This window comes from Propionivibrio soli, from assembly GCF_025770765.1.
GTDB lineage: Bacteria > Pseudomonadota > Gammaproteobacteria > Burkholderiales > Rhodocyclaceae > Propionivibrio > Propionivibrio soli.
The window spans coordinates 211,453-233,898 of sequence record NZ_JANZKY010000002.1; the positions used below are offsets into that span (position 1 = coordinate 211,453).

The following is a 22,446-nucleotide window of genomic DNA, read 5'->3' on the forward strand; positions in this document are numbered from 1 at the left end:
GCCCTCTAGCGTCGATCGCCAATCAACAGCGTCGCATTGCTGCCGCCGAACGCAAACGAGTTACTCATGCATAGGCGCCGTGATTGCCGGCGAAAGGTCCCACCCTGGCCAACAGGCATGAAGCTCGGCAGACCCGGGTCCACCTCGCCATCCCATACATGAGGCGGAAGCCGATCGGCCTGCAGGGCTAGCCAGCAGAAGGCAAGTTCTGTGGCTCCGGCAGCGCCGAGCAGGTGCCCGGTCATCGGCTTGGTACCACTGGCCGGCACGTCGCCTCCGAAAACGCGGTGCATCGCTTTGGCTTCCATTTCATCGTTCTTCACGGTCGCGGTAGCGTGCATGTTCAGGTAGTCGACGTCTGCCGGGTCCAGCCTGGCGTCTGCCAGCGCCGCGCGCATGGCCGTCTCCGCCCCGACACCTTCTGGATGAGGTGCCGACATGTGGTGTGCGTCGCTACTTTCTCCCGCTCCGATGAACTCGATATCCGCGTAATCCCGGGTCATCAAAAACAGCGCGGCACCTTCGCCGATGTTGATGCCATTGCGGTTTCTACTCATCGGGTTGCAGATTCCGATCGAGGTCGACTCCAGCGCCGCAAAACCATTGACCGTCAATTTGCACAAGGAGTCGGCGCCGCCGACGAGGACCGCGTCGCAGAGCCCGTGACGCAGCAGGTTGCGGGCCGAAACGAAAGCTTTGGCACTGGAGGTACACGCTGTAGATACCACGTAGGCCGGGCCGGTGATGCCGAGGTACGCCGACAAGAAAGCCGCCGGCGTCCCGAGTTCCTGCTGCGTGTATCGATACGCCGATGGCAATTCGCCTCCGCCTCGCCGAGCAGCCACCGCAACTTCGCCTTCGGCAATACCCGATGTGCTGGTACCAAGAACGATGCCGACGCGGTGACGCCCACAGCGCTCGATCACCGCCTCGATCTCGGCTTTGATCTGATCCGCGGTCTGCATCAAGAGGCGATTGGTACGGCACGAAAACAGCGCAAGGGTATCGGGCAAATCCGGCAGTTCACCTCGAACCATCCCTACCCTCGCCACACGATCAGGAAGCCAACCATCTTCGACCACGAGGCCCGACGTATCGCCCGCAAAGAGCCGTTCAGCCACTTCCACCGCTCCGGACCCCAGCGCGTTGACGATACCTAAAGCGGGCAGAAAGAAACGGTCGCTCATTTCAACTCCAAGTCATCGAATGGAGCGATATGCAATTCAACACCAGCTTGCGGCAAAGCAATGTCTAGTTCTCCGACCGTTGTGCGGCCGACAGTATAGCGAACGTCAACCAGTGTCTTGTCGGCAAAGGCGACGCGACGCTCCCGTTCCGCTTCTACCAACGACAGGTTCTCGCTCAGGCCGGAACGTACGGCAGATTCCGGCCACAACGCGATCTGGAAAACCGCGAGCAGCAGCGCGGGATCAAGGCGTTTGTCCGGAATCTGCTCGGCGCTGACATTACGGTTGTCATAGCTTGCCTGTACGAGTTTTTGCCCGAACGGCGTCAGCGCCGCGAAGCGCATCTGACTCGCATCAACCTCCACGGTCGCGATCATCGACTGCGGTTTGCCGTCGAACGTTACCGTGACTCGCTGTTGCACTTCGAATCGCTCGACCAACGACGTGCCTTGCAGACAGTAACGGCCGCCACCCGGCAACCGCGGGCAGGAGGAGCCGCTCTCTGCGCACCCGCCCAGAGACAATGCCACGGTGATCAGCAGCGGCATCACCACACCCACTCTACCCATGTCGCCCTCTATTGTTCCCAATCACCAGCGAGATCGGGGCAAGCAGCGTAGCCAAGGCAATGCCAAGCAGAAGCGTCATGCCGAATCCCGAGAGTGCCGGCATGGAGCTGAAGGCAAGCAGCCCAAAGGAAAGCAAGGTGGTTCCGGCAGACAAAAGGACGCCTGCTAGGGCTGCGCCGGAATCCACACCGCCCTCGCGCAAGAAGATCGCATAATTGACGCCCACGCCCAAAACCAGCATCAGCCCCATCACGTTGAAGAGCGTAAGCGGCGAACCCACATAGCCGAGCACCCCTAACGTCGCCGCCATGGCAAGAACCGTCGGCATCAGCACACCGGCTGCGCCGCGAATGCCATAACGTGGCCACAGCACGAAAAAAACGAGACACAGCGCGGCTGTGAGCCAGAGTCCGCCCCACTGTCGATAAGCGCCGAACAATTGGGTCACGCTGCCCGCTTTGTCGACAAACGTGACGCCAGGAATACCTGCCGCCGCTTCAGCCACTCGTGCGACGTCGCGAACCCCATCGAGTTGGACGATCGACGCGGTGCCATGATCGGTAGCCCCCAGCCACAAGTGCTTGAACGGGAGGGCAATGGGCGACGCCAGCCAGTCGCCGATCGTCATGACCGTTCCCGCCGAAGCACGGAAGGCATGGAAGAATTCACCGATGACGTCATCGCGCACCCCGGCGTCGCTCATCAATTGCGCTACATGCCCTTCGTCGGAAAACACGGCGGTCTGCCACAAGCCCCGGTTTTCGCTTTGCCGCGCCGCGGACGGGACGAACGCGGAAGTGGCGACGAAACGCACGAGCGCTTGTTCCTTGATTAAGGTCTGCAACATCGGTGCGAGCCGCTCCTCGGCAGCAAGCACGGCCTCAGGCATTTCTCCCTCAACAAGGAAGAATTGCCCGCCCCCGCCGAGCCCCGTCAGTTCGCGGATTCTTTCCTCCTGAGCGGACAGCTCCGCTGGTCGAGAGACCAACAGGCGGATGTCGTCATTGCCTTGTAATCTGAGCCAACCCGGTGCAGAAACGGCGAGCAGCGCAGCCGCGATCAGCCACACGGTACGTTTGGTCGCCGTCCTCGTCCAGCGTTGCAATAGGCGTCGAGGAAATGCGGCGGCGCGTGCTCCATCCCGCTTGTCCGCGGATTGCAAGAAGGCTGGCAGCAACAAGACCACGGTCAGCCACGCGGCACCCAGCCCACTGAAGGCGAATAAGGCGATTTGCGAAAGCGCCGGAAACGGCGCCAGCATCAACGCGGCATAGCCGAGCAGGCTGGTTGCCAATGCCAGCGACAACCCTGGAAGAATCCGCCGAAGCCCGGCGGCCGCATCCCAACCGGCACCGGAGCCGAGCCGTGCGGCGAAGTACTGCACCGAGTAGTCGATGGCCTCGCCGATCAGGCTGGCGCCGAACACCAGCGTGATCAAATGAAGCTCTCTGAAAGCCGCCAACGTAACCACAGCGGCAGTCGCCACGCCAAATCCCACTGAAACCAAACCGAGGACAAGCGGCCGGATCGAGCGGAAGACGAGGTACAGCAGGACAAGCATGCCGATCAGGGAGCCGGCGCCGATCAGGTCCACCTCTCGCTTGGCGCTTTCTCTCGCATCGGCAGCGTAGAAGACCGCGCCAGTGCGTAATACCTCGGCATCCGGAAACGCCTGCCGCAAGCTCTTTTCCGCCTCCGCGACAGCGGTCATCACACCGATCTGAATGTCTCCGTCGTACGCCGAGCCAGGGAGTTCTCCTGTCACCAGGACCCACGTTCTTCCGTCTCCCCTCGAAACGAGCATCCCGTTGTCCCACTCCAGTTTTCCGCTACCCAACGGCACGCGAGAAAGCCAGGAGTCGAGAAAGCCGAACGGGTCGTCGGCAACCGTTGTAGCTACGCCGACGCGAAACGGAGAATAAAGCTTGCGTTGCAGTCGCTGCTCGAGTTCCGCATCGCCGCCACGCAGGCGCGCTCTGTCCTCCTCGCTGAGCAAGGTAAAGCGATGCCGGAGATAAATGCCTAGAAGCTGCTTCGGCGCAATCGGTGGAATTTCCGCCATCACCTGCTTGAATGTCTGTTTTGCTCTCAGTTGCCCGGCAAATGCACGCGCAGCCTCCCCGCTACGCTGCGGTGATGAAGCTCCAACCATAAACACGGCCCGATTGCCCACCGCGTCGGTGAGCTGGGTCAACGCCGTCTCGGCCACCGGATTACGCTCGGTCACCGGCAACAGGGCCAGCAGGTTTGTTTGCAAGCGAATTCCGGCCGACCATTGCGCGACAGCGGCAAGACCGACGCCGAGGGCCAGGATCAGCCAGGCGGCGGCACGCAGACGCGTTTGCGTCACGGCTTTCTGTCCCCGGAACCGTTGCCCGTGAACAGGCGTAATTCATCGACCGTCAAGGTTTCTGCGGCCGCTGACTGGCGGAACTGGATTCGCGTGCTGTCCCCCCCGGCCTCCGCCAATTCGACCGTTTCAATAAATCGCCCACCGCTGATCTGCATCGAGGAGAGAAACTGCGCAATCTGAGCCTGCCTGGGCGTCAGCCGCAGGGACCATTTTGCACTATCACCCTGAGCCGATAGATCGAAGTACTCCTGCAGCGGTGCCGTGTTGGCACCGAGCATGGCGCGGAAAACCCTACCTACCTGTGCCAGGCCAGGAACGTCGCGCACGCCGCGCTCACGCCTCACGCCGTCTTCACCGATTTCAGCAATGTGCTCTTCGGCGAGGACGTAAGTCATCCGGTATGGCCGCTCGATCTGCCACAGCACCCCCTGTGGCTGCGCGTAGACGAACCGGCCCGAAATGACGAGCGGTTTCTTCATCGCCGCCATCTGTTTTGTCTGCGTAAACTCGGCGCGTACCACCGGATAACGGCTGGCTTGAGCACTGATCTCCTTCAACAGCCCCTCAGTGGCTCGTGCACCTGGTATTCCGGCTAGAACAAAGATGATTGTGGCAAGAACGACAACGTTACGCTTCATTGAACGCCCATCTTATCGAGTTTCTCGAAAACGACGGCCGGCGAAACGAAGAGCAATTCCCGCGTCTGCGCGTCGACCGCCACCTGCACGGTATAGCCCTTCGTCATGCGTTCTCCGCTGGCTACGTCGCGAATCGTGTAGCCGATCTTGAGGCGATTCTCGAACTCGAGCAATTCGGCCTCAACCCGTAACCGCTGCCCATACAGCGCCGGGCGCACATACTTCAAATGGCATTCAACGATCGGCCACAGGTATCCCGATGCCTGCATTTGCGGGTAGTCATAGTCGAATGTCCGCAGAATCGCACAACGCGCGAGTTCGAAATATTTGACGTAATGGCCATGCCACGCCACGTTCATCGCATCCACGTCGTGAAACGGAACCTCGACCTCGATGCAAGCCGAGAGCCTAGTCGTTTTCATACAACACCCACTTCCCCTCCTTGATCCATTCGCACATTCGGCGTAGCTCGAACTCCAAGGGCCGGTCCTCATCGAGGAAAGGAACAGCCGCTCGAGTTTCGGCGATGAAGTCCTCGATCTGCGGCATCAAAGTCTTACTGACCCCGCCCTCGCTTCCAATGCGCAGTTGTACGGCCTGTACGGAAGCCTGCACGAGCGCCGCCGCAACCTGCTCGGTAAGCTGCAAGACCCGCAGGCAGTCGCGTGCCGCGATCGTGCCCATGCTCACCTTGTCCTGGTTGTGGCATTCCGTCGAACGCGAGAAAACGCTCGCCGGCATGGTGAGCTTCAACGCTTCTGCGGTCCAGGCCGAAGCGCCGATCTGCACCGCCTTAAACCCGTGATTGATCGCGGCACGCGTTCCCGTGCTGCCCGACAGATTTTGCGGCAATCCGTGGTTAAACTTGCTGTCGACGAGCAAGGCGAGCTGCCGATCCATCAGGTCAGCCAGATTGGCGACCGCGTTCTTCAATGCGTCCATGGCGAAGGCGATATGCCCGCCGTAGAAGTGGCCGCCGTGGAGGACAAGCCCGTTTTCGCTGTCGATCAATGGGTTGTCGTTCGCGCTGTTCAGTTCGTTCTCGATATCGCGTCGCATCCAGCCGAGCGCGTCACGCGCGACGCCAATCACATGCGGTGCGCAGCGGATCGAGTAGCGATCCTGCAGCCGGATCGTTTCGGCTTCGTCCGCATGGAGATCGGCAAAAATCCACGCTGCCGCCTCGTTCTGCCCGGCATGGGGCTTGGCGGCAAACAGTCGCGGATCGAAGTGACCTCGATTTCCGCGCAGAGCGATCGACGACAACGCCGTCAAACGGCAGCAGAGTTGCGTCAGGTAGTCCGCGCGCTTCCATGCGATGCAAGCCAGCGCAGTCATCACGGCCGTGCCGTTCATGATCGCCAGACCTTCCTTGGGCGCTAGGCGAAGCGGCCGCAAACCAAGTTCGTCGAGAACGACGCTGGCTTCTCGCCGCCGACCAGAAAAACGGACCTCACGCTCACCGATGAGCGCCGCTGCAACATACGAGAGCGGAGTCAGGTCACCACTCGCCCCAATCGACCCTTCTGCCGGGATGAACGGCAGCACGCGATGCCGGATTAGCGCCGCAAGCTGTTCGAGCAGTTCGTACCGGACGCCCGAGTATCCCTGGGCCAGCGAATTCAACCGGCACACGAGGACGGCAAGCGTCGCCTCGTCGTCGAGGTATTCGCCGAGACCGCAACCGTGGTAACGGGTCAAGTGAAGCGGCAGTTCGGCCACGAGTTCCGGTGGAATCGCGACGGTACATGAGTCGCCATAGCCGGTGGTGACGCCATAGACGACGCCATCGTTGGCGAGCAGTTCGGCAAGGAAACTCGCGCCACGGACGATCCGATCGCGAAACGCACCGCTTTTGGACAGACTGAGGGAAGCGGTGCCCCGAGCAACACCGAGGACGTCCTCGATACGCAGTCGCCCCTCGCCGACCGTTATCGTTCGTTGCCCGCGGTGATTTTCAGTCGCCGTATCCATGTCAAGGCTTTCTGTTGTCGGGCCGGGCCCAAAAGTCGAAGAAATTGAACCACTGTTCAGGCGCCATTAGGCAGTAGTGCTCGAGCCGTTCGGCGTACTTTTCCATGTAGTGCCGCAAACGCTCGGCACGGGCCGCTCTGGGAAGCTCGATCCGCTCGGCAAAATGTTCGAGGTAGGCGTGGAAGCCATCCTTGCTGCGCAAGCAAAAGAATAGAAAAACCGGACAGTCGAGCAGGCTGGCAAGAATGAACGGTCCTTGTGCGAAAGGCGCCGTCTCGCCGAGAAAATTGACGTGGGCCACACGGCTCGCCCCACCGGCGGCAGCCGGCGTGCGGTCCCCGACGATAACGACAAACTCGCCGCGATCAACCTTGTCTTTGAGCATGATCGCGGTTTCAGGCCCGAGGTCGGCGACCTCCACAAGGTTGACGCTGAAATCGGCGTTGGCTTGGCGCAATACCTCGTTGAAACGCCTGGCATGGTGGGTATAGACAACGGCGTTGACCGGAACGCGGCGCTCCCGTACGGCGAGAGCGCGGGTCATTTCTAGATTGCCCAGATGCGAGCCAATCAGGACAGCGCCTTTGCCGGCGGCGGCCATCGCTTCGAGTTGCGCGCGTCTGGGGAACTCGACCGGGATGGATGCCGAACGCCCCGACCAGACGGCAATTTTGTCGAGCGCCGATTGGCCGAACGCCATCATGTGGGCAAAGCAATCGCCCCACGTCGGCTCGCTCCTTCCGAGACGGTGGTATACGCGGCGCAGGTAATCAAGCGACGCATGACGCGCTTTTGTTCCGGTGAGAAAAAAATAGGCGACCACCGGGTAGAGCAGACAGCGTGCAGCGCGCGCGCCAAGCAAACGATAGCAAGCGAAAACGCTACGTAGGCCGACTGCGCAGCCGCGTTCGGAGAGGCGTGACCAATGCTCACCGCCCCGGCGGGATCCAGCCACCCGACGCCAAATGAACAACGGCAGGCGAACCAACATACCGAGTGTGAGGCGCGTATGCATCCAAGAGATGCGAAGGTTGTCCGCCAGCATGTCGAAGTGAGAGATTCCGCCAGGCGGGTAAATGACCCGGGTAGGTATATCGCGGCTCGGCACTCCGGCCCAGGCGAGTCGCACGAGGATCTCAATGTCGAACTCCATACGGGTCGGGATCGACACGCGGTCGATCAGCTTGCACGTCGCAGCGAGCGGATACAGCCGAAAGCCACACATCGCATCGCTCACGCACAAACGTAAGGTTTCCACTCCAACCCAGAAATGCGTCACGTAGCGCCCGTACAGGCGTCCCTTCGGAATGGAAGCGTCATACACGGGGCGGCCGCAGATCACGTCGGACGGATGGGCGGCTCCCGCGGCAAGGAAGCGAGGCACGTCTGTGGCGTCGTGTTGGCCGTCGGCATCGATCTGCAAGGCGTGCGTGAATCCCTCCGCGCACGCGATTCGAAGGCCGTACATGACGGCCGCACCCTTGCCGCCATTTTCCGGCAAGCGAAACAGGCGTACCTGCGCAAGGTCTTTGGCAAGCGAGGAAAGCCCGATTTGCGTCGCCTCGTCGCTGCCGTCATCGACGACGAAAATGGGAACCCCATAAACGAGGAGTCGTTCGACGGTGGCCCGGATCACGCTTCCATGGTTATAGATCGGGATCAGTAGGCAGGGCCGGAACGTCATGCATGCCCACCAAAGACAACGCGGCCTTTCGAATAGGCCCGCTCGCCGCCCGTATAGGCGAACTCCAAACGGCCGTTTGCGGCATTCCAGTCGAGCGACAGCTCGACAAGCGCGCCCGGCAGAATAAGTGCGGTGAATTTCACGTTCTCAAGCGAGAGAAAGTCTCCTGAGACACCGAGGTACTCGCGGCAAAACCGGATTGCCCAATCAACCTGCACCACCCCCGGCAATATCGGCATGCCGGGAAAATGCCCCGCGAAATGTTCCAAGCTGGGCGGAATCAGCATCGCGATCCTCACGCGTGCCTCGCTCCCTGTTTCCCGTTGGACGCGCTCAACAAGAGGCGAAAACGCTTCCTTCGCGGCGGACACGAAAAGCGCCGCAAGTATCGACTGGGACGTCTTGCCCCGCTCATCAACCGGCATCCGTTCGGGAAAACGCCACCGCCGCGGCAATAGGACTGGCTCGAAGTACTGAGCGAGACAATCGCGCAGTAGGCTGACCACGTATCGCTTCCCGTGGTGAGCCATGGCCTCCCGCCCCTCTCCGTTGACTTCGACAACGACACCCAGCACCTGCCGGTGTCCCATAACAGGAACCACGGCCGCCGCAGTCACCCACGGATGCTCGGCGAGCCTGGATTCCATGTCAGGAAGCGAAAGCCGCTTCTCCTCGATCTTCACGACGCGGTCCAAACGCCCGAGCAATCGGAAACGGCCACCGGGCAACCAATCAATCGCATCGTCCATCTGCCAGTAACTATCATCCGGAAGATAGGGTGATCGCAGCGACAAGGCGCCGTTTTGTGCTCGCCGGACCTCAATACCGGGGAAAGGAGCCCAACCATCGCTCTCAGCCTCCCCTTGGCATCGCCAAGCAATCCCACCTGTTTCCGTACTTCCAAAAATTTCCAGCGGGGACTGGCCAAGTTCTTTGGCGTATGACCGTGAGGACTCCGTCGGCAAAGCGCCGCCAGAGGAGAAGATCGTCGTCAATCGATAACGGAATCGTGACAGCGAGACGAGCTCCGGCAGGCGGACAAGATGCGCCGGGCTGGAGACCAATGTCGCCGGCCCGATGAACCGCAGTCGTTCCTCGATTTCATCGGGTTGCGCACAGGTGTGTGCGTCGAATGGCCGACCGGACGCCAAGGGCCAAAGTACACGGAACAACAAACCGTAAATGTGATGGCACGGAACCGTCGCGATCACCGGCGCCCCACCGAGTCGCTCACCCCAGACGCGTTCGAGCACCTCGACTTCGGCTTCAAGGTGAGCCAGCGTTTTGCGTATGCGTTTGGGTTGGCCGGTACTCCCCGAAGTGAAGAGGTCGATCACCGCTTCATCGAGATCAATTTCAGACAAGAACACCGCTGCATCCGCTGTCGGTTTACTTTGTTCCCAACGGGCGTCATACGCGTCGGCCAATGCCTCCAGTGTCCCGGGTTGCGTATTGTGCGGGATGACGACTTGCTTTCCGGCGGCCAGCAGAGAGAAGAAGCCGAGTGCAAATTGATAGGCGTTGGCTGCGGAAAGAACCCACCGTGCTTCAGTGCGGGAGCGCAAGGCCGCCGCGGATGCGCCGACCCGGCGGCGAAACTCGCTCCAAACGATTCGGTGATCGTCGCCATAGCAGACAACGGTGTCATCCGCGCGAGCAGCAGTGAGCAGCCGGTGCAGGGAAAGGAAAGGCGCCGCCGGTATGCTCATCTCCGGTTCCCTGTGACGAAAAGGTGTCGAAAGGCCCACTCTCCTGCGAACAAGACTCCCATCAACAAGTAGGCGAGAAAACCGTTATACCAAGCCCATGTTTCGCGGCTGGCAAGGAGCGCTGTATAGGCCGCCGCGCCCCCATTGCCAACGAAAAAGACACACCACACTACCGTTACCCGGCGCGTATAAACAATGGCCGCTTCCGGCAGGTCGGGTTCGGCCAGCCGCGCAAAGCGTTCCACCATCGACGGCGGCCGGATCAAAGACAAGCCAAAGAGCACCAGCATGCCGACATTCACGGCGGCGGGATACAAGCGCAAGAGCAACTCGCTATTAGTAAGGACGACCGTTGCGGCAAGTGCTGCAAGCCCGGCAAGAATCAGCCGGTCTACGATTCGCATCCCGGACAAGAATGCGGCGGCATTTCGCCATCGCCGCAAGATGAGAACGCCGATGAGAACGGCGGCCACATATCGGGGCTCGGTTACGCGCAGGCCGAACAGTATCGCCAGTGGATATACGATCCAAAGCAGCGCTTGCCACGGTATACGGCGCACCACGCCTCGGTTCTCCACCGAGGTCAAACTATGCGGCCATCAGTTGTTTGACGGTACTCACCACGTCGTCGACGCTGCGCACCGTCTTGAAGTCCTCGGGCTTGATCCGCTTACCCGTCATCTCCTGGAGCTTGATGGCCAGATCGACGGCATCGATGCTGTCCAGATCCAACTCGTCGAAAAGCTTGGCTTGCGGGACAACCCGCTCGGGGCTGATCTCGAAGGCGTCGAAAAGAATGGCCTTCAGTCTCTCGAGAATTTGTTCGTCGCTCATACGTCCCCCCACAACTTTCTTTCTGTTTTCAGTAATTTCAATAACACGACTACGCCCTGCTGCTTACCAGTTCGGCGAGTGCGTTAACCGACCGGAAATGCTCCCGGTTTCCGGCGTCATTGGCTTCCAGCTGCAACTGGTATTTCTTGCGTAAGGCGATCCCCAACTCGAGGGCATCAATCGAGTCCAGGCCAAGGCCGTCCTCTCCGAACAGGGCAATATCGTCGCCGATATCTTCCGGCTTCGTGTCCTCCAGGTCGAGCGCCTCAATGATCAGCTTTTTTAGTTCGAGTTTTAGTGCGTCCATGCCATCAGTTCCGAAGTGAAAAAACGTTCCAGGGCCCGTGTCAGTTTCCGGGCCGCAATCGTGCGCGGTTCCCCCGTAGGCACCCATTGTTCCGCGCTCGTCGGCTCGAGTACGCGAATGCGTAGATGAAAACGACTCGGCGGTATCTGATACCAGCGCTCGCGCTTGGTCAATGTACTCGGGCGACAATCAATCAGCACGGGCAGGATAGGAATTCTGCTCTGCAGGGCGATATAGGCCGCTCCACGCTGGAAGGCGAGGGGCTGTCCAGGCCGGGAGCGGGTTCCCTCGGGGAAAATGATCAGCGGCTTGCCCCGATGCAGGTCGCGCGCGCACTCCTCGACCAGTCGGTCGGAATCCGAATTACTGATGTATCCGGCGCCGCGCACAACACCGCCCAGCAGCGGGTTCTTCCATAAGGCGTGTTTGACGACGCAGCTGGCGTCGGGCATCAGGGAAATCATTGCCACGACGTCGATCAGGGTCGGATGATTGGCAAGCACTAGCACGTTGCGGCAATTCGCCAATCGCTCACGGCCGGAGACGTCGAAGCGCATGATGCCGACGGACTCCATCAGCCACATGAACGCGGCGAAGGACTTGTGAATGACCCATCGCACCCGTTCGGCCCGGGTCTTTCCAGGCAAGGCTCGAACGACCGGAAAAACGAGCGTCCAGAGCAGAAATCCACCTACCCCGAAAACGGCGAAGCATCCTCCGGTGGCTGCCAGACGCCAGAGATAATTCATGCGCTTCAGCACGTTCCGTCCTTCGAATCGCCGCTTCGTGACCAAGACCACTGCCGTCCCGCGCCGCACCACTCCGACGCGCCTTGCTGGAGGGCGCGCAGGAAAGCATAGGATTGAATCTCGCTGCTTTCGGGCACAGGGCTGTCGGTTGTATCGCACGAGATCCGCGTCGTAGCAGACGTATCCAAAAGCAACGCGACCGCGTGGATCCGGCTTTCCGGGGGGTTGCAATCCCCATAGACCGCAGGAACCAGCTCGTCCGAATACACGTAAAGGACGGGTTGCTCGGGGTAACTCGCTAACTGCAGGCTCGCCTCCATGAGGCCGTAACCAAAGCTGGCGCAACCTGCAGAGATAGCTGTCGCCGGCTCGGTGTTCTTAAGCAGGATGGAGAACAAGCCGGTCACCGCATTGAGCACCGACAGTCCAAATACGGTTGGTGACAGCGACTCTTTGTCCGCGAGCGACTCCAGCATGGAGGTCGTCCGCGCAATCTCACCGTGGCGTGAAGCATAGACGAAGCGGAACTGTTCGACGTCCTGTACGCAATCGTGCGCAGCACATAGCGTGACGCGAGCAAGAGGACTCAAACGGCGCCGGAGCATCGGCTCCACAAAGCCGAGGTCAACTGATGCACCGCCCGCCACTCCGTCCGGTTCACAGAAAGACCATCGCTGAATCGGAGCGATGCTTGAGGCATGATTCGTCTTCAATAAAGTACCCGCGCCGATTGCCTAGCGAATAAAACCGTCCACCACTACAAGAACAGACCCTCAAACGGCCGGGAATGTCGCGTTGGTGTACGGAATAGTTGTCGCGTCCCAGTGGCCGGCGCGAGATTATACTCGTTTGGCACCCGATACAGTGGGGCAGTAATCGCGTAACAGACTGATAAGCATTATTTTTTACCGAGAGGTGCGGAGACGAAATAGCACGGGAAATTTGCTATTGTGATTCGCGCTGCGTTGCTAACCTGATGCGGCCACCAGCCACAGTGCTCTCGAAGTTTCAATCCCGCCCGAACAAAGCGTATCTCAATCGAATGGAAAGACGTTCCTCGTCAAACCGCCGCGGGATAAACGTTTTCGAGGTGAAACCATCACCCAAGATCCCTTCGCTGGGCCCCGAGCGAAGAACAGAACGATCAGATCCGCCCCCGGGCGATCAGTCGCTAGCGCGATACTTCTGGTATGGCCCTTGGCGATATTCTGCTAAAAGAAGGCGACAGTGTGGAAACGCTGACCGCGCGTGCGATCCGCCAAGCCTTCGCAGAAAGCGGATTCCGAGTTCTTGATCAGCAAGACCAGGTGACGGCCGAGACCTACTTGGTCGATGCCGATATCGACAGGTTCTGGTCGAGGACGAACCCTGGGTTCGCGGCGATCACGCTTAGCACGGAAATTTCGGCGCAGGTCTCGATTCGTTCACCGCAAGGCGTCGAAAAACAAAGCGTTTCGATAAAAGCGGCCGATAACTACCAAACGGGAATGGAAGGGAACTGGATCGAGGTTGCCGGGAAAGCTCTACGCGCCTTCATCGACAACCTGAGGAACAGAATCAAGTAGTGTTCCCCGCCGAAGAGCGCAATGGAAAGCCGGCGCTTGCCCGGCTTTCCATCGTCCTTTAGCGTAACTAGATGCGTCGAATCAATTGCCAGAGAGCAACGCCGAGCAGTGCCAGGAAACAAATGCCCGACCAGTTGGCTAGGGACAAACCAAGGAAAACCCAGTCTTTATCCGTGCAAAAACCCGTCACCATGAACATGGCCGGCCATTGCGTTCCCAACCAGTTCACCACTTGCTCCAGGAGCGTCGGGTCGCCAAAGCCGCATTCGATCGCCTCTTGCGGGGCGTATTGCATCCAGCTCTGCTGAATCGCCGCCGCAAGGCCACCGGCGGCGGTGAGCACGAGCAGGGTCGCCCAGAATCGCCGCGCGCCGGGCCACACAACACCACACACCGAAAAGAACGCCAGCAACATGTAGATCAAGCGCTGAAAGTTGCACAAATGGCAAGGTTGAAGGCGGGCGATTTCCCCAATCACTAACCCGCCGCCCAAGAGGCCGGCGGAAACGATCGCCAACAGGGCGAAAACACTACGAGCTGAAAGACGCGTCATCGTCATAAGGTCGGTTGTACCTTGTGTGTGCAGCCAAGGCAAGGCGGTGATGGTGTTGGGCTATTATTGTGACACGGTGCCGGAACAAACGTGATCGCGACCGATAAGCGGCTTGTCCCGCTGCATCGACCGCTCGCCATACCGCGTGGTCTACGAGCCATGAAGGTCGAGATGAGTGGAGCCCTGCGGAAGAACAGACCATCTCGCCGACCCGTTGCGCATCGGGTATAGTCCTTCTCGCGCGCACCCAGCGCAACCAACCCGCTGATACTGTCTCCATGAAAACACGAATTCTTCTCGTCGAAGACGACGAGCGTCTTGCCGACCTGACGGCGGTATATCTGCGCAAGAACGATTTTGAGGTAGCTACGGAAATCCGCGGCGACATTGCGGAAACAAGGATACTGAAAGAGGATCCGGACCTGGTCATCCTCGACATCATGCTTCCAGGCAAGGATGGATTCGAGGTCTGCCGCGCCGTACGCGACAAATACAAGGGCGTCATCCTGATGTTGACGGCGCGCGACGAGGATCTGGACCAGATTCTCGGGCTCGAACTGGGTGCCGACGACTATATCGCCAAACCGGTGCAACCGCGCCTCCTGCTTGCCCGCATCAAGGCCCTCCTGCGCCGTGCGCCGGGAACATCCGGTGTGGACAGCGACGAGGTACCCGGGGAAACACAAGAACTCGAGTTCGGCAGTTTCCGCATCAGCCAAGCGACACGCAGCGCCATGCTCGGAAACGAATCCGTAGACCTTACGACAGCCGAGTTTGATCTCTTGTGGCTGCTCGCGTGCCATGCGGGGTCGGTACTGTCGCGCGATGATCTTTTGCAGCAATTGCGCGGCATTGGTTTCGACGGGCTCGACCGCTCGATCGACGCCCGCATCTCGCGGTTACGGCGCAAGCTCGGGGACGATCCCGAGAATCCGACACGAATCAAAACGGTGCGAGGGAAAGGCTACCTTTTCAGCAAGCATGACTGGTAACACTCAACACAATAGCCGGCTGTTATCGATACTCGGTCGCTACAAACCGGAACCCTGGCGCGGCGGCTACAGCTTGTCGCGGTTGTTCCTGAGTTTCTACCTGTTGGTGATGGGATCGTTCGTCGCCATTGCGATCTTTGCCGACTTTGTCATCTCGACGGCCGTCAAAGGAATTACGGACGACTACACCGGTCGTTTCATGCGCGGCACAATCGTTCTCATCGAGGACGAGCTTTTTCGCCACCCGAGAACCGAATGGCCAGACACGATCAAGGCCCTCGACGTCAAGTTCGCCTACCGGCTTAATATCGTCGACCGTTGGACCCTAAAACTTCCACCCAAGCAGGCGGAGAAGCTTGATTCGGGAGAACTGGCGATCGATTCGGAAGGCGACATTCTTTACCAACGCCTGAAGCAGACTTCGCAAGTACTCGTCGTCGGCCCCCTGTCGCCGTCAGCCAACCCTGATCGACCGCGTGCCCTACCCCTTGAATTACGTATACGTCTCTTGACGTGGAGCCTCATCGGGCTCTGCTTCGCCATCGCGGTTTGGTTCTGGGTGCGTCCGGTATGGCGGGATCTTGAAGCACTGCGGAAGACGGCGCGAGCGCTTGGCGAAGGCCATTTCGAAGCCCGTGCCCCGCAAGCCCGTTCGGCCGCGTTCGAGACGTTGACTGAGACGATGAATGGCATGGCCGAGCGAATTCAGCGCCTGATCGCGACGCAAAAAGAACTGTCGAGCGCGATCTCGCACGAACTCCGTACGCCAATCGCACGCATGCGGTTCGCGCTCGAGATGCTGACCGCTGCCGATGAGCCGGCCGAGCAGGAAAGACTGTGGAAAATGATGTCCGACGATCTCGGCGAGTTGGACAACCTAATCGATTCAAGCCTTACCTACTCGCGCTTCGAGCGCGAGCAGCCGCAGCCTCATTTAAGTTCGGTGGAGTTGGCTCCCTGGCTTGAGGACGAGGTTGAATCCATGCGCATCCTCAGCGGCAAGCTTGAACTGAGCGTAGACAATAGCCGGCTGCCTCCGGGACAGCGGGCCGAGTTTGACCTCAAGAGCATGCCGTATGCAATTACCAACCTCTTGCGCAACGCGTTCAAGTACGCCAAGTCGAAGATTGTCGTCAGTGCTGAAGTGGTCGACGATCGCGTGCGGATTTATGTCGACGACGACGGCATTGGCATTCCGCCGGATGAACGGCAACGCGTGTTCTTTGCATTCACGCGGCTGGACCGGTCTCGCGACAGAGGCACCGGAGGATATGGCCTGGGGTTGGCGATTGTTCGGCTGGTCCTCGAACAGCATGGCGGTACCGTCGCCGCCGATGATTCGCCACTGGGTGGTGCCCGCTTCACTTTGAGCTGGCCTCTGTTACAGAGCGTCACCGAAAGCTGACGAAGCGACTAAAGACGCCACCAAGCCTCGTGGCTATTATCGCGAGACTTCATGACAGAATTTTGACGGAAGATTTTGCATGGTAAAGCACGGTCAGACGCGACAGCGACTCGTCGTTGCCCACGGGGAATCAAAGGTTTGACAACGATGACCCCACCCCATACCACTTTCCCTGTTGCCGAGGGGGTCGGCATTTTCGTTGGGATTGTCGCATGGGATTTGCTGACTTCCGGACACATGGACATCGTCAAGGCCCTTCTTATCGCCGGCCCTTGTTCTTTGGTCTGGTTTGCTCTTCGCTGTTGGCGAGAAAAGCACCGCGACAGACACCACTAGAAACCGGCTCCGCCCCCTTCTTCACCCCCTCCCCGTCCTCTGCACCTCCCACACTAGAGTATCAACGTTTTAGACGCCCGCCCTTCCTTGCCCAATAAAGGTGACGAAAGGTTCCTCTTCTTTCCTTGCAGCGCGTTTCTTTTCTGTTACACACGGTCACGGAAAGTTCGAAGAAGCGCAACAGACAGAAGTGGTCAGGCCACTTACACTACGTCCAATGCTTCAGCGTACTGCTGAAAACGGTTGACCCTCCCTGACCCATCGCAATGATGGGACTTTTAATCCCGTGCCAGACCGGCGCGGGATTTTTTTATTTGCTTTCCAGCGGTACCGTGTTCGCCGGGACGGAAGGATAGGTGGGAGGCAAAGACCGCAACCGAAGGTCACGCTGCGGATAGGGAATCTCGATGCCGTTCGCCCGGAAAGCCTTGAGGATTTCCAGGCTGACGTCGGAGCGAACATTGCCGGTTCCGGCCTCCGGATCGTTAACCCAGAACCCGAGTTCGAGGTTGAGGCCGCTGTCACCAAAGCCGATCAGAGCGGCACCGGGGGCGGGATCGGCAAGCACACGCGGATGCCTCTTCGCGGCTTCCATCATCAGCCCCATGGCTTGGTCGACGTCGGTGTCGTAACTCACCTGAATAGCAATTGGAACGCGTACCCGCGTATCGGTGAACGAGAGGTTGCGCACCATATTGCTGACCAGGTACTCGTTCGGGATGATGACCTCTGTTCCGGTCAGCGTGCGGACCACGGTGTACCGGGTCGTGATCTGGGTTACCGTACCGGTCGTGTTGTCCTCCAGCACTACCAGATTCCCGAGCCTAATCGACCGGTCCAGCAGGATGATGAAGCCGCTAACGTAGTTGCTGGCGATCTTCTGCAACCCAAAGCCCAGGCCCACGGCGAAGGCGCCGCTGAAAACCGACAGCGTAGTCACGTCGATTCCGACTAGCGACAGGCTGAGAAGCAAAGCGACGATCGACAACAACGCTTTCGCCAAACGCGCCAGCACCTCGCGCACATTGCCGTCCATGTGACGCGCCGCCATCAGGCGGTTTTCGATCAAGCTAGCGACCCAAAGAGCAACAAGCAACGTAACGCAGACCACGACCGTCCCATGCAGAACCATCCAGAGATCGAGCCGTTGCTTGCCCACATGGAAAGTCACGAGTTCAAGCGTTTCGAGCGCCGGGTCGAGCAGTCCTGTCACGTCGAGGACCACCGCTCCCCAGATAAGGAACGTGATGACGCGCTCGAAGCTGGTGAGAAAGCCGCCTCGGGAAAAAATGCAGCGCAGGACGTAAACCAAAAAGCGGATCAACGCCCATGACGCGAGCAATGCGCCCGCCAAATAGAGCACGCTGATATGCGGCCAGCCGAGGGATACAAGAACAACGCGCAGGAGGAGAACCAGACCGAACGCCATCAAGGGGAAGGCAACGCGCTTCAATCCTCCGGCACCGAAGGCTCGCAACGTTCCCCAGGCGCTTTTGTCACTCGCGCTGCCGCGCTTGCGCAGTCGAAACGAAACTCCCCACGAGACGACGAGAATCAGGGCCAAGGCAGCCAATACCCAATAGAACTCAGGGTACCGAATATCTCCCCAGATTTGATGGATGAGCGCGAAAACCCGTCTTTCGTTCATTGCCGTTCCATCGCGACAGCAAAGAACCCGTCGGTTTGGTGCAGATGCGGAAGCAGCTGCATTCGCTCGCCGACACCGTCCAGGTGTATTCCCTGTTTACTGAGCACGTCCGCAGCGGGCAGCACGGCAAAATCGGCGTGACGATCGAGAAATGCCGAGACGATATCGTCGTTCTCTGCACGAAGCAGGCTGCATGTGGCATAAACCAGTCGGCCGCCCTTCTTCACCATCCCTGACGCCGCCTCGAGAATGGCACCTTGCTTCACGACGAGCTCGGCGACGCTTTCCGGAGTCTGGCGCCATTTGAGATCGGGATTCCGGCGTAGCGTACCCAAACCGGAGCATGGCGCGTCGACCAGAACGCGATCGAGCTTGCCCGCCAGGCGCTTGATCTTCACGTCGTTCTCGGATTCGATACGCGCCGGGTGCACGTTGGACAGTCCCGAACGCGCCAAACGCGGCTTCAACTTGGCCAATCGTTTTTCGGCTACGTCAAACGCATACAGGCGGCCCTGCGAACGCATGAGCGCGCCGAGGAGTAGTGTTTTTCCCCCGGCACCGGCGCAAAAGTCCGCCACCATCTCACCACGCTTCGGTTGCAGCAGAAAACCAAGAAGCTGGCTTCCTTCATCCTGCACCTCCACCGAGCCGTCAAGAAACAATGGATGGCGCGCGAGCGACGGCTTGCCGGAGAGACGGATGCCCAGCGGCGAATACCGGCAAGCTTCTGCCGCAACACCGCTTGCCAGAAGTTTGGCAAACACGTCCTCGCGGTCTGCTTTGATCGGATTGACCCGCAAATCAAGCGGTGCCGGCTGATTCAGTGCCTTCGCCAGTTTCTCCAGTTCCCCCGGTTCAAACTGCGTTAGCAGCGCGTCGTAAAGCCAATCAGGCATTTCGGCACGTACAGCAGGGCTCTGGTCTTCTAATTTCAGCGCCTTCGCTTCGGCCAGCCACTTTCCATCGGGCTGTGTCAGCAGCGGCTCGAGTTCGCGACGGTTCAGGCCTTGCACACACGCGAGGTCGGCGAGCAGCAGGCGGCGGGCGCTTGTCTCGTCGAAACAGCGCGCGATCAGCGAGCGCCTATGGCGAAGCACCGAGTAAACCGCCTCCGCAATCACGCCGCGATCGGCATGCCCCAACTCGCGGTGATCGCGAAAGTACCGCGAAACGACCGCATCCGCCGGGAATGAGGAGCGCAAGAGTTCGGAGACGAGCATTTCTGCATGCCGGAACAAAACCGGAGTAAAGCGCATTGTTATTCGCCTAATTTGAGTTCGGTGGCGACCAGGACATAGCTGTCGCCCTCTTTATCGACATGACGGATTTTAACCGGCAGCAGAACGTAATCGTAAGCCAGCCACACTTCGTTGAGCTGATCGCCCGCCGTCGCCCTGAGGTGTAAGGTCCGCATCGTGCCAGCCGGGGTCTCTATCTCTTCATCACCGGCGACTTCCAGACGATAGAGTGCAAACCGTTTTCCCGTTGCCAACCAGAGCGTGGCTCCGGCCTCAATACGCGGAACAAAGCCCAGTTGGTACCCGAAAGAAAGCAAATCCTGCGCTCCGTCCACCAGCGCCTGCTCGCCTCGGCCGCCAACACGGATTCTCATGTTGTTCCAGTCGAAAAACGCCTTTCCTTTTCCGTCCCGACCGTTGAGCGTTGTGATGAACACATCCGGACGGAAGCCCTCAGGAACCATCTCACCGAGACTTTCCATCTCTGAACGCACCGATTTGAACAATCGTATGAGTCCCGTCGTCTCCATTACGGAGACCAGTCGGTAACGCCCTTCGACGATTTCCCATTCCTGACGGGCAGAACCGATCTCGAAGTTCGAGTCGCCGCGGTCGACTCGGAAACTAATCTGCCCGCGCGGCGGCAAATTCCGTTCGGCGATGGCCGTCGGTTTTTCTGGCCCCGGCGGGCTACTAATCACGCTCTGAGGCTCAGGTGGAGGCTTCGGCTCACCGGGCACGAAGGCCACAGGTGATTCGATGGGAGCAACGACTTCAGGCCCAGCCTCCGGGACGCTCATCACTCTCGGACCGCTCGACACTTCGCTTTCGGCCCGACGTGGCGCCTTGGCCGGCGCTTTTCGCGGATTGCTGGGTTTCTTCTCGCTGACAGGCGGTGGCGCGGGTTGAGCCATCGGCGCCGGTCTTAACTCGGCGAGAATCGGCGGGTTTTCCGGTTTGGCCGACAGCTTGATATCGGCTCCGAACAAGACGAGGGCGTGCAAGCCGATCGACGCGGCGAAGGCGAGAAGCAACGCTAAGGGCATGGCCCCCCTTAAGGCGCCACCTGCGCCGGCGGAGAAACCAAAACAGCGGCGCCATCCTGCGGCGTATCCAGGAAAACCCGTCCTTCAACGAGCCGCACGCGACCTTCAGCCAACCAACGGATCGCGAGCGGATAGACGCAGTGTTCCTGAGCAAGAACACGCGCGGCTAGGCTGACTTCATCGTCCCCGTCGAGCACGGGCACGGCGGCCTGCACGATGATGGGACCGTGGTCGAGGGACGGCGTCACGAAATGCACGGTGCAACCATGGATGCGGGCGCCTTCCTGCAAGGCACGTCGATGCGTGTGAAGTCCTGTGAAGGAGGGTAACAAGGACGGATGAATGTTGATGAGCCGTCCCTGGAAATGCTGCACAAAGGCATCGCTGAGTATGCGCATGAATCCCGCAAGCACCACGAAGTCCGGGCCAAGCCCGTCGATCGTCTCCGCCATCGCCGCATCGAACGCTTCCCGCGACGCGTACTCCGTGTGATCGACAACCTGTGTCGGCACGCCGTACGCAGCGGCCGTGCGGAGGCCAACCGCATCGGGGCGATTGGATAGCACAGCGGAAATACGGACAGGCAACTCCCCGGCAGCGGTAGCTTTGAGCAACGATTCCATGTTGCTGCCCCGCCCGGATATGACGATTACGATTGATTTCATCGGATTCCCAAAGCGCTGACAGGCAGGAACAGCGCCGTCGCCAAGCTTTGTGTGAAGCGCGTTACGGACCGTCCATGCTGATCGGCGACTACGCCGGACAAAAAGTCCAGCAGGCCGATCATGCGGCCGAATTCGCGCTCGAAGCTGATATTGGGGTTGTTCGGATCGAGTTCGTTGGAAAGCAGGAGAGGTTCCCCGCTACTCGCTCGGCTCGAGGACATCTTCCAGATCGCAATCTCGATGTTACGTGCGCAATTGTAAAGCTTCTGTTCGTCGAGCGCGTCGAGGACGTAAAAATCCTCCTTGTTCTCGAATGCAGACTGGATCATGCCGCGCAGCCCAGCGATGACACCAAGGACACGGTCACCGTGGTAATTCGGACTGAAGGCAAAGAGGACAGCCGCACCTTCGCGGCGCCCTTCCAGTTCAGGGAAATCGACGCTGCCCGCAAACAGCCGTTCAAGAGCCGCTTCCATGGTCGAATGGCCAGCCTTCTTCCATTCTCTGGGATTGCGTTTGTAAAGTTTCTCCGCCACCCGGCGCAGACCACTCATAACGTCGGCGCGCACCGAATCGATCACCCGGTCGACCTCGGTTTTGGCGAGATAACGCGGCTCGAAACGCGTCTCCTTTTGCCCGCCGGAACCGACGCGCGTGGCGCAAGCCGACGCGAAGAGGGTTGAGGAAAGCATGAGGACCAACGGAAAGCGCCAATTCATCATGGCCGCATCATAACCCACCCCTAAGCTCCGGTTTCATTGGCGTTTGGAGCCCTATTTTCACCCCCAAGGAACATGGGTTCTGCCGCAACAATCACTTACCGTTACTCGAACCAACGTTAACTATTAATTACGGAACGCAGCCCCTAAACTGACTTGAAACGGCTTTCTGCAGGCAGCTCGGGGGACTCTCCATTTGACGCCCCGGGATTCCGAGAACCGGCCGGTCCGGCGGGTGTCGTAAGACGGCGAGCCAGGAATCGACAGCGAGTCGG

Annotated in this window: 22 protein-coding genes; 3 read left to right on the top strand and 19 right to left on the bottom strand. The window is 59.6% G+C overall.

Annotation, left to right across the window (positions count from 1 at the left end; all coding sequences use genetic code 11):
* Positions 1 to 5 precede the first annotated feature (5 nt).
* From NZ453_RS03005 to NZ453_RS03065, 13 genes are read right to left on the bottom strand one after another with little or no spacing between them, the layout of a single operon-like run.
* Positions 6 to 1,187 carry a beta-ketoacyl-[acyl-carrier-protein] synthase family protein gene (locus NZ453_RS03005; RefSeq protein WP_263768841.1) on the bottom strand — a complete coding sequence of 394 codons (1,182 nt, stop codon included), beginning with the start codon at positions 1,185 to 1,187 and terminating at the stop codon, positions 6 to 8.
* Positions 1,184 to 1,756, bottom strand: coding sequence for a DUF3261 domain-containing protein (locus NZ453_RS03010; RefSeq protein WP_263768842.1), 573 nt, complete (start codon positions 1,754 to 1,756; stop codon positions 1,184 to 1,186). The genes NZ453_RS03005 and NZ453_RS03010 overlap by 4 nt, the downstream gene beginning before the upstream one ends.
* Positions 1,749 to 4,106: an MMPL family transporter gene (locus tag NZ453_RS03015; protein ID WP_263768843.1), complete on the bottom strand. Its 2,358-nt coding sequence runs from the start codon at positions 4,104 to 4,106 to the stop codon at positions 1,749 to 1,751. Before NZ453_RS03015 ends, NZ453_RS03010 begins: the two co-directional genes overlap by 8 nt.
* Complete coding sequence (locus NZ453_RS03020; protein ID WP_263768844.1) at positions 4,103 to 4,747, bottom strand: LolA family protein; 645 nt, start codon at positions 4,745 to 4,747, stop codon at positions 4,103 to 4,105. The genes NZ453_RS03015 and NZ453_RS03020 overlap by 4 nt, the downstream gene beginning before the upstream one ends.
* On the bottom strand, positions 4,744 to 5,169 hold the full coding sequence (locus NZ453_RS03025; protein WP_263768845.1) for an acyl-CoA thioesterase: 426 nt from the start codon (positions 5,167 to 5,169) through the stop codon (positions 4,744 to 4,746). The genes NZ453_RS03020 and NZ453_RS03025 overlap by 4 nt, the downstream gene beginning before the upstream one ends.
* Positions 5,156 to 6,721, bottom strand: coding sequence for an HAL/PAL/TAL family ammonia-lyase (locus tag NZ453_RS03030; RefSeq protein ID WP_263768846.1), 1,566 nt, complete (start codon positions 6,719 to 6,721; stop codon positions 5,156 to 5,158). The genes NZ453_RS03025 and NZ453_RS03030 overlap by 14 nt, the downstream gene beginning before the upstream one ends.
* Position 6,722: 1 nt before the next feature.
* Positions 6,723 to 8,405 carry a glycosyltransferase family 2 protein gene (locus NZ453_RS03035; protein ID WP_263768847.1) on the bottom strand — a complete coding sequence of 561 codons (1,683 nt, stop codon included), beginning with the start codon at positions 8,403 to 8,405 and terminating at the stop codon, positions 6,723 to 6,725.
* Positions 8,402 to 10,114: an ApeI family dehydratase gene (locus tag NZ453_RS03040; protein ID WP_263768849.1), complete on the bottom strand. Its 1,713-nt coding sequence runs from the start codon at positions 10,112 to 10,114 to the stop codon at positions 8,402 to 8,404. Before NZ453_RS03040 ends, NZ453_RS03035 begins: the two co-directional genes overlap by 4 nt.
* Positions 10,111 to 10,677: a COG4648 family protein gene (locus NZ453_RS03045; RefSeq protein ID WP_263768850.1), complete on the bottom strand. Its 567-nt coding sequence runs from the start codon at positions 10,675 to 10,677 to the stop codon at positions 10,111 to 10,113. Before NZ453_RS03045 ends, NZ453_RS03040 begins: the two co-directional genes overlap by 4 nt.
* A gap of 25 nt (positions 10,678 to 10,702) precedes the next feature.
* Positions 10,703 to 10,948 (bottom strand): acyl carrier protein, encoded by a 246-nt coding sequence (locus NZ453_RS03050; protein ID WP_263768851.1) that lies wholly within the window; start codon positions 10,946 to 10,948, stop codon positions 10,703 to 10,705.
* A 49-nt stretch (positions 10,949 to 10,997) separates the two neighbouring features.
* Entirely contained in the window at positions 10,998 to 11,255 is a 258-nt protein-coding gene (locus tag NZ453_RS03055) for a phosphopantetheine-binding protein (RefSeq protein WP_263768852.1), read from the bottom strand.
* Positions 11,243 to 12,016 carry a lysophospholipid acyltransferase family protein gene (locus NZ453_RS03060; protein ID WP_263768853.1) on the bottom strand — a complete coding sequence of 258 codons (774 nt, stop codon included), beginning with the start codon at positions 12,014 to 12,016 and terminating at the stop codon, positions 11,243 to 11,245. Before NZ453_RS03060 ends, NZ453_RS03055 begins: the two co-directional genes overlap by 13 nt.
* Positions 12,010 to 12,651, bottom strand: coding sequence for a beta-ketoacyl synthase chain length factor (locus NZ453_RS03065; RefSeq protein ID WP_263768854.1), 642 nt, complete (start codon positions 12,649 to 12,651; stop codon positions 12,010 to 12,012). The genes NZ453_RS03060 and NZ453_RS03065 overlap by 7 nt, the downstream gene beginning before the upstream one ends.
* Before the next feature lie 582 nt (positions 12,652 to 13,233).
* Here NZ453_RS03065 and NZ453_RS03070 point away from each other — a divergent pair.
* Positions 13,234 to 13,569 carry a hypothetical protein gene (locus tag NZ453_RS03070; RefSeq protein ID WP_263768855.1) on the top strand — a complete coding sequence of 112 codons (336 nt, stop codon included), beginning with the start codon at positions 13,234 to 13,236 and terminating at the stop codon, positions 13,567 to 13,569.
* A gap of 67 nt (positions 13,570 to 13,636) precedes the next feature.
* Here NZ453_RS03070 and NZ453_RS03075 read toward each other — a convergent pair whose 3' ends face one another.
* Positions 13,637 to 14,122 (bottom strand): disulfide bond formation protein B, encoded by a 486-nt coding sequence (locus NZ453_RS03075; RefSeq protein ID WP_263768856.1) that lies wholly within the window; start codon positions 14,120 to 14,122, stop codon positions 13,637 to 13,639.
* Positions 14,123 to 14,400: 278 nt separating this feature from the next.
* Between NZ453_RS03075 and NZ453_RS03080 the strand changes: the two genes are divergently transcribed.
* Complete coding sequence (locus tag NZ453_RS03080; protein ID WP_263768857.1) at positions 14,401 to 15,114, top strand: winged helix-turn-helix domain-containing protein; 714 nt, start codon at positions 14,401 to 14,403, stop codon at positions 15,112 to 15,114.
* A complete protein-coding gene (locus tag NZ453_RS03085; protein ID WP_263768858.1) occupies positions 15,104 to 16,519 on the top strand; it encodes an ATP-binding protein in 1,416 nt (471 codons plus the stop codon). Before NZ453_RS03080 ends, NZ453_RS03085 begins: the two co-directional genes overlap by 11 nt.
* Before the next feature lie 646 nt (positions 16,520 to 17,165).
* On the opposite strand, the gene NZ453_RS03090 is transcribed toward NZ453_RS03085, so the two are convergent.
* The 5 genes from NZ453_RS03090 to NZ453_RS03110 are packed head-to-tail and all read right to left on the bottom strand — an operon-like array spanning position 17,166 to position 22,174.
* Positions 17,166 to 18,503: a mechanosensitive ion channel family protein gene (locus NZ453_RS03090; protein ID WP_263768859.1), complete on the bottom strand. Its 1,338-nt coding sequence runs from the start codon at positions 18,501 to 18,503 to the stop codon at positions 17,166 to 17,168.
* Positions 18,500 to 19,759, bottom strand: a complete 1,260-nt coding sequence (locus NZ453_RS03095) for an RsmB/NOP family class I SAM-dependent RNA methyltransferase (protein WP_420851591.1) — start codon at positions 19,757 to 19,759, stop codon at positions 18,500 to 18,502. Before NZ453_RS03095 ends, NZ453_RS03090 begins: the two co-directional genes overlap by 4 nt.
* A 2-nt stretch (positions 19,760 to 19,761) precedes the next feature.
* The gene (locus NZ453_RS03100) at positions 19,762 to 20,787 is read right to left on the bottom strand and encodes a DUF3108 domain-containing protein (protein WP_263768860.1); all 1,026 of its coding nucleotides are present in this window, start codon (positions 20,785 to 20,787) and stop codon (positions 19,762 to 19,764) included.
* A gap of 8 nt (positions 20,788 to 20,795) precedes the next feature.
* Entirely contained in the window at positions 20,796 to 21,452 is a 657-nt protein-coding gene (gene purN / locus NZ453_RS03105; RefSeq protein ID WP_263768861.1) for a phosphoribosylglycinamide formyltransferase, read from the bottom strand.
* Entirely contained in the window at positions 21,449 to 22,174 is a 726-nt protein-coding gene (locus NZ453_RS03110) for a hypothetical protein (protein WP_263768862.1), read from the bottom strand. Before NZ453_RS03110 ends, purN begins: the two co-directional genes overlap by 4 nt.
* Between the last annotated feature and the right edge of the window lie 272 nt (positions 22,175 to 22,446).

Coding starts and splice junctions, on each gene's coding strand:
- purN (WP_263768861.1), bottom strand. CDS start 21,452: ATGAAATCAATCGTAATCGTCATATCCGGGCGGGGCAGCAACATGGAA.
- NZ453_RS03110 (WP_263768862.1), bottom strand. CDS start 22,174: ATGATGAATTGGCGCTTTCCGTTGGTCCTCATGCTTTCCTCAACCCTC.
- NZ453_RS03055 (WP_263768852.1), bottom strand. CDS start 11,255: ATGGACGCACTAAAACTCGAACTAAAAAAGCTGATCATTGAGGCGCTC.
- NZ453_RS03005 (WP_263768841.1), bottom strand. CDS start 1,187: ATGAGCGACCGTTTCTTTCTGCCCGCTTTAGGTATCGTCAACGCGCTG.
- NZ453_RS03010 (WP_263768842.1), bottom strand. CDS start 1,756: ATGGGTAGAGTGGGTGTGGTGATGCCGCTGCTGATCACCGTGGCATTG.
- NZ453_RS03075 (WP_263768856.1), bottom strand. CDS start 14,122: ATGACGCGTCTTTCAGCTCGTAGTGTTTTCGCCCTGTTGGCGATCGTT.
- NZ453_RS03080 (WP_263768857.1), top strand. CDS start 14,401: ATGAAAACACGAATTCTTCTCGTCGAAGACGACGAGCGTCTTGCCGAC.
- NZ453_RS03035 (WP_263768847.1), bottom strand. CDS start 8,405: ATGACGTTCCGGCCCTGCCTACTGATCCCGATCTATAACCATGGAAGC.
- NZ453_RS03100 (WP_263768860.1), bottom strand. CDS start 20,787: ATGCCCTTAGCGTTGCTTCTCGCCTTCGCCGCGTCGATCGGCTTGCAC.
- NZ453_RS03095 (WP_420851591.1), bottom strand. CDS start 19,759: ATGCGCTTTACTCCGGTTTTGTTCCGGCATGCAGAAATGCTCGTCTCC.
- NZ453_RS03040 (WP_263768849.1), bottom strand. CDS start 10,114: ATGAGCATACCGGCGGCGCCTTTCCTTTCCCTGCACCGGCTGCTCACT.
- NZ453_RS03085 (WP_263768858.1), top strand. CDS start 15,104: ATGACTGGTAACACTCAACACAATAGCCGGCTGTTATCGATACTCGGT.
- NZ453_RS03050 (WP_263768851.1), bottom strand. CDS start 10,948: ATGAGCGACGAACAAATTCTCGAGAGACTGAAGGCCATTCTTTTCGAC.
- NZ453_RS03020 (WP_263768844.1), bottom strand. CDS start 4,747: ATGAAGCGTAACGTTGTCGTTCTTGCCACAATCATCTTTGTTCTAGCC.
- NZ453_RS03030 (WP_263768846.1), bottom strand. CDS start 6,721: ATGGATACGGCGACTGAAAATCACCGCGGGCAACGAACGATAACGGTC.
- NZ453_RS03090 (WP_263768859.1), bottom strand. CDS start 18,503: ATGAACGAAAGACGGGTTTTCGCGCTCATCCATCAAATCTGGGGAGAT.
- NZ453_RS03025 (WP_263768845.1), bottom strand. CDS start 5,169: ATGAAAACGACTAGGCTCTCGGCTTGCATCGAGGTCGAGGTTCCGTTT.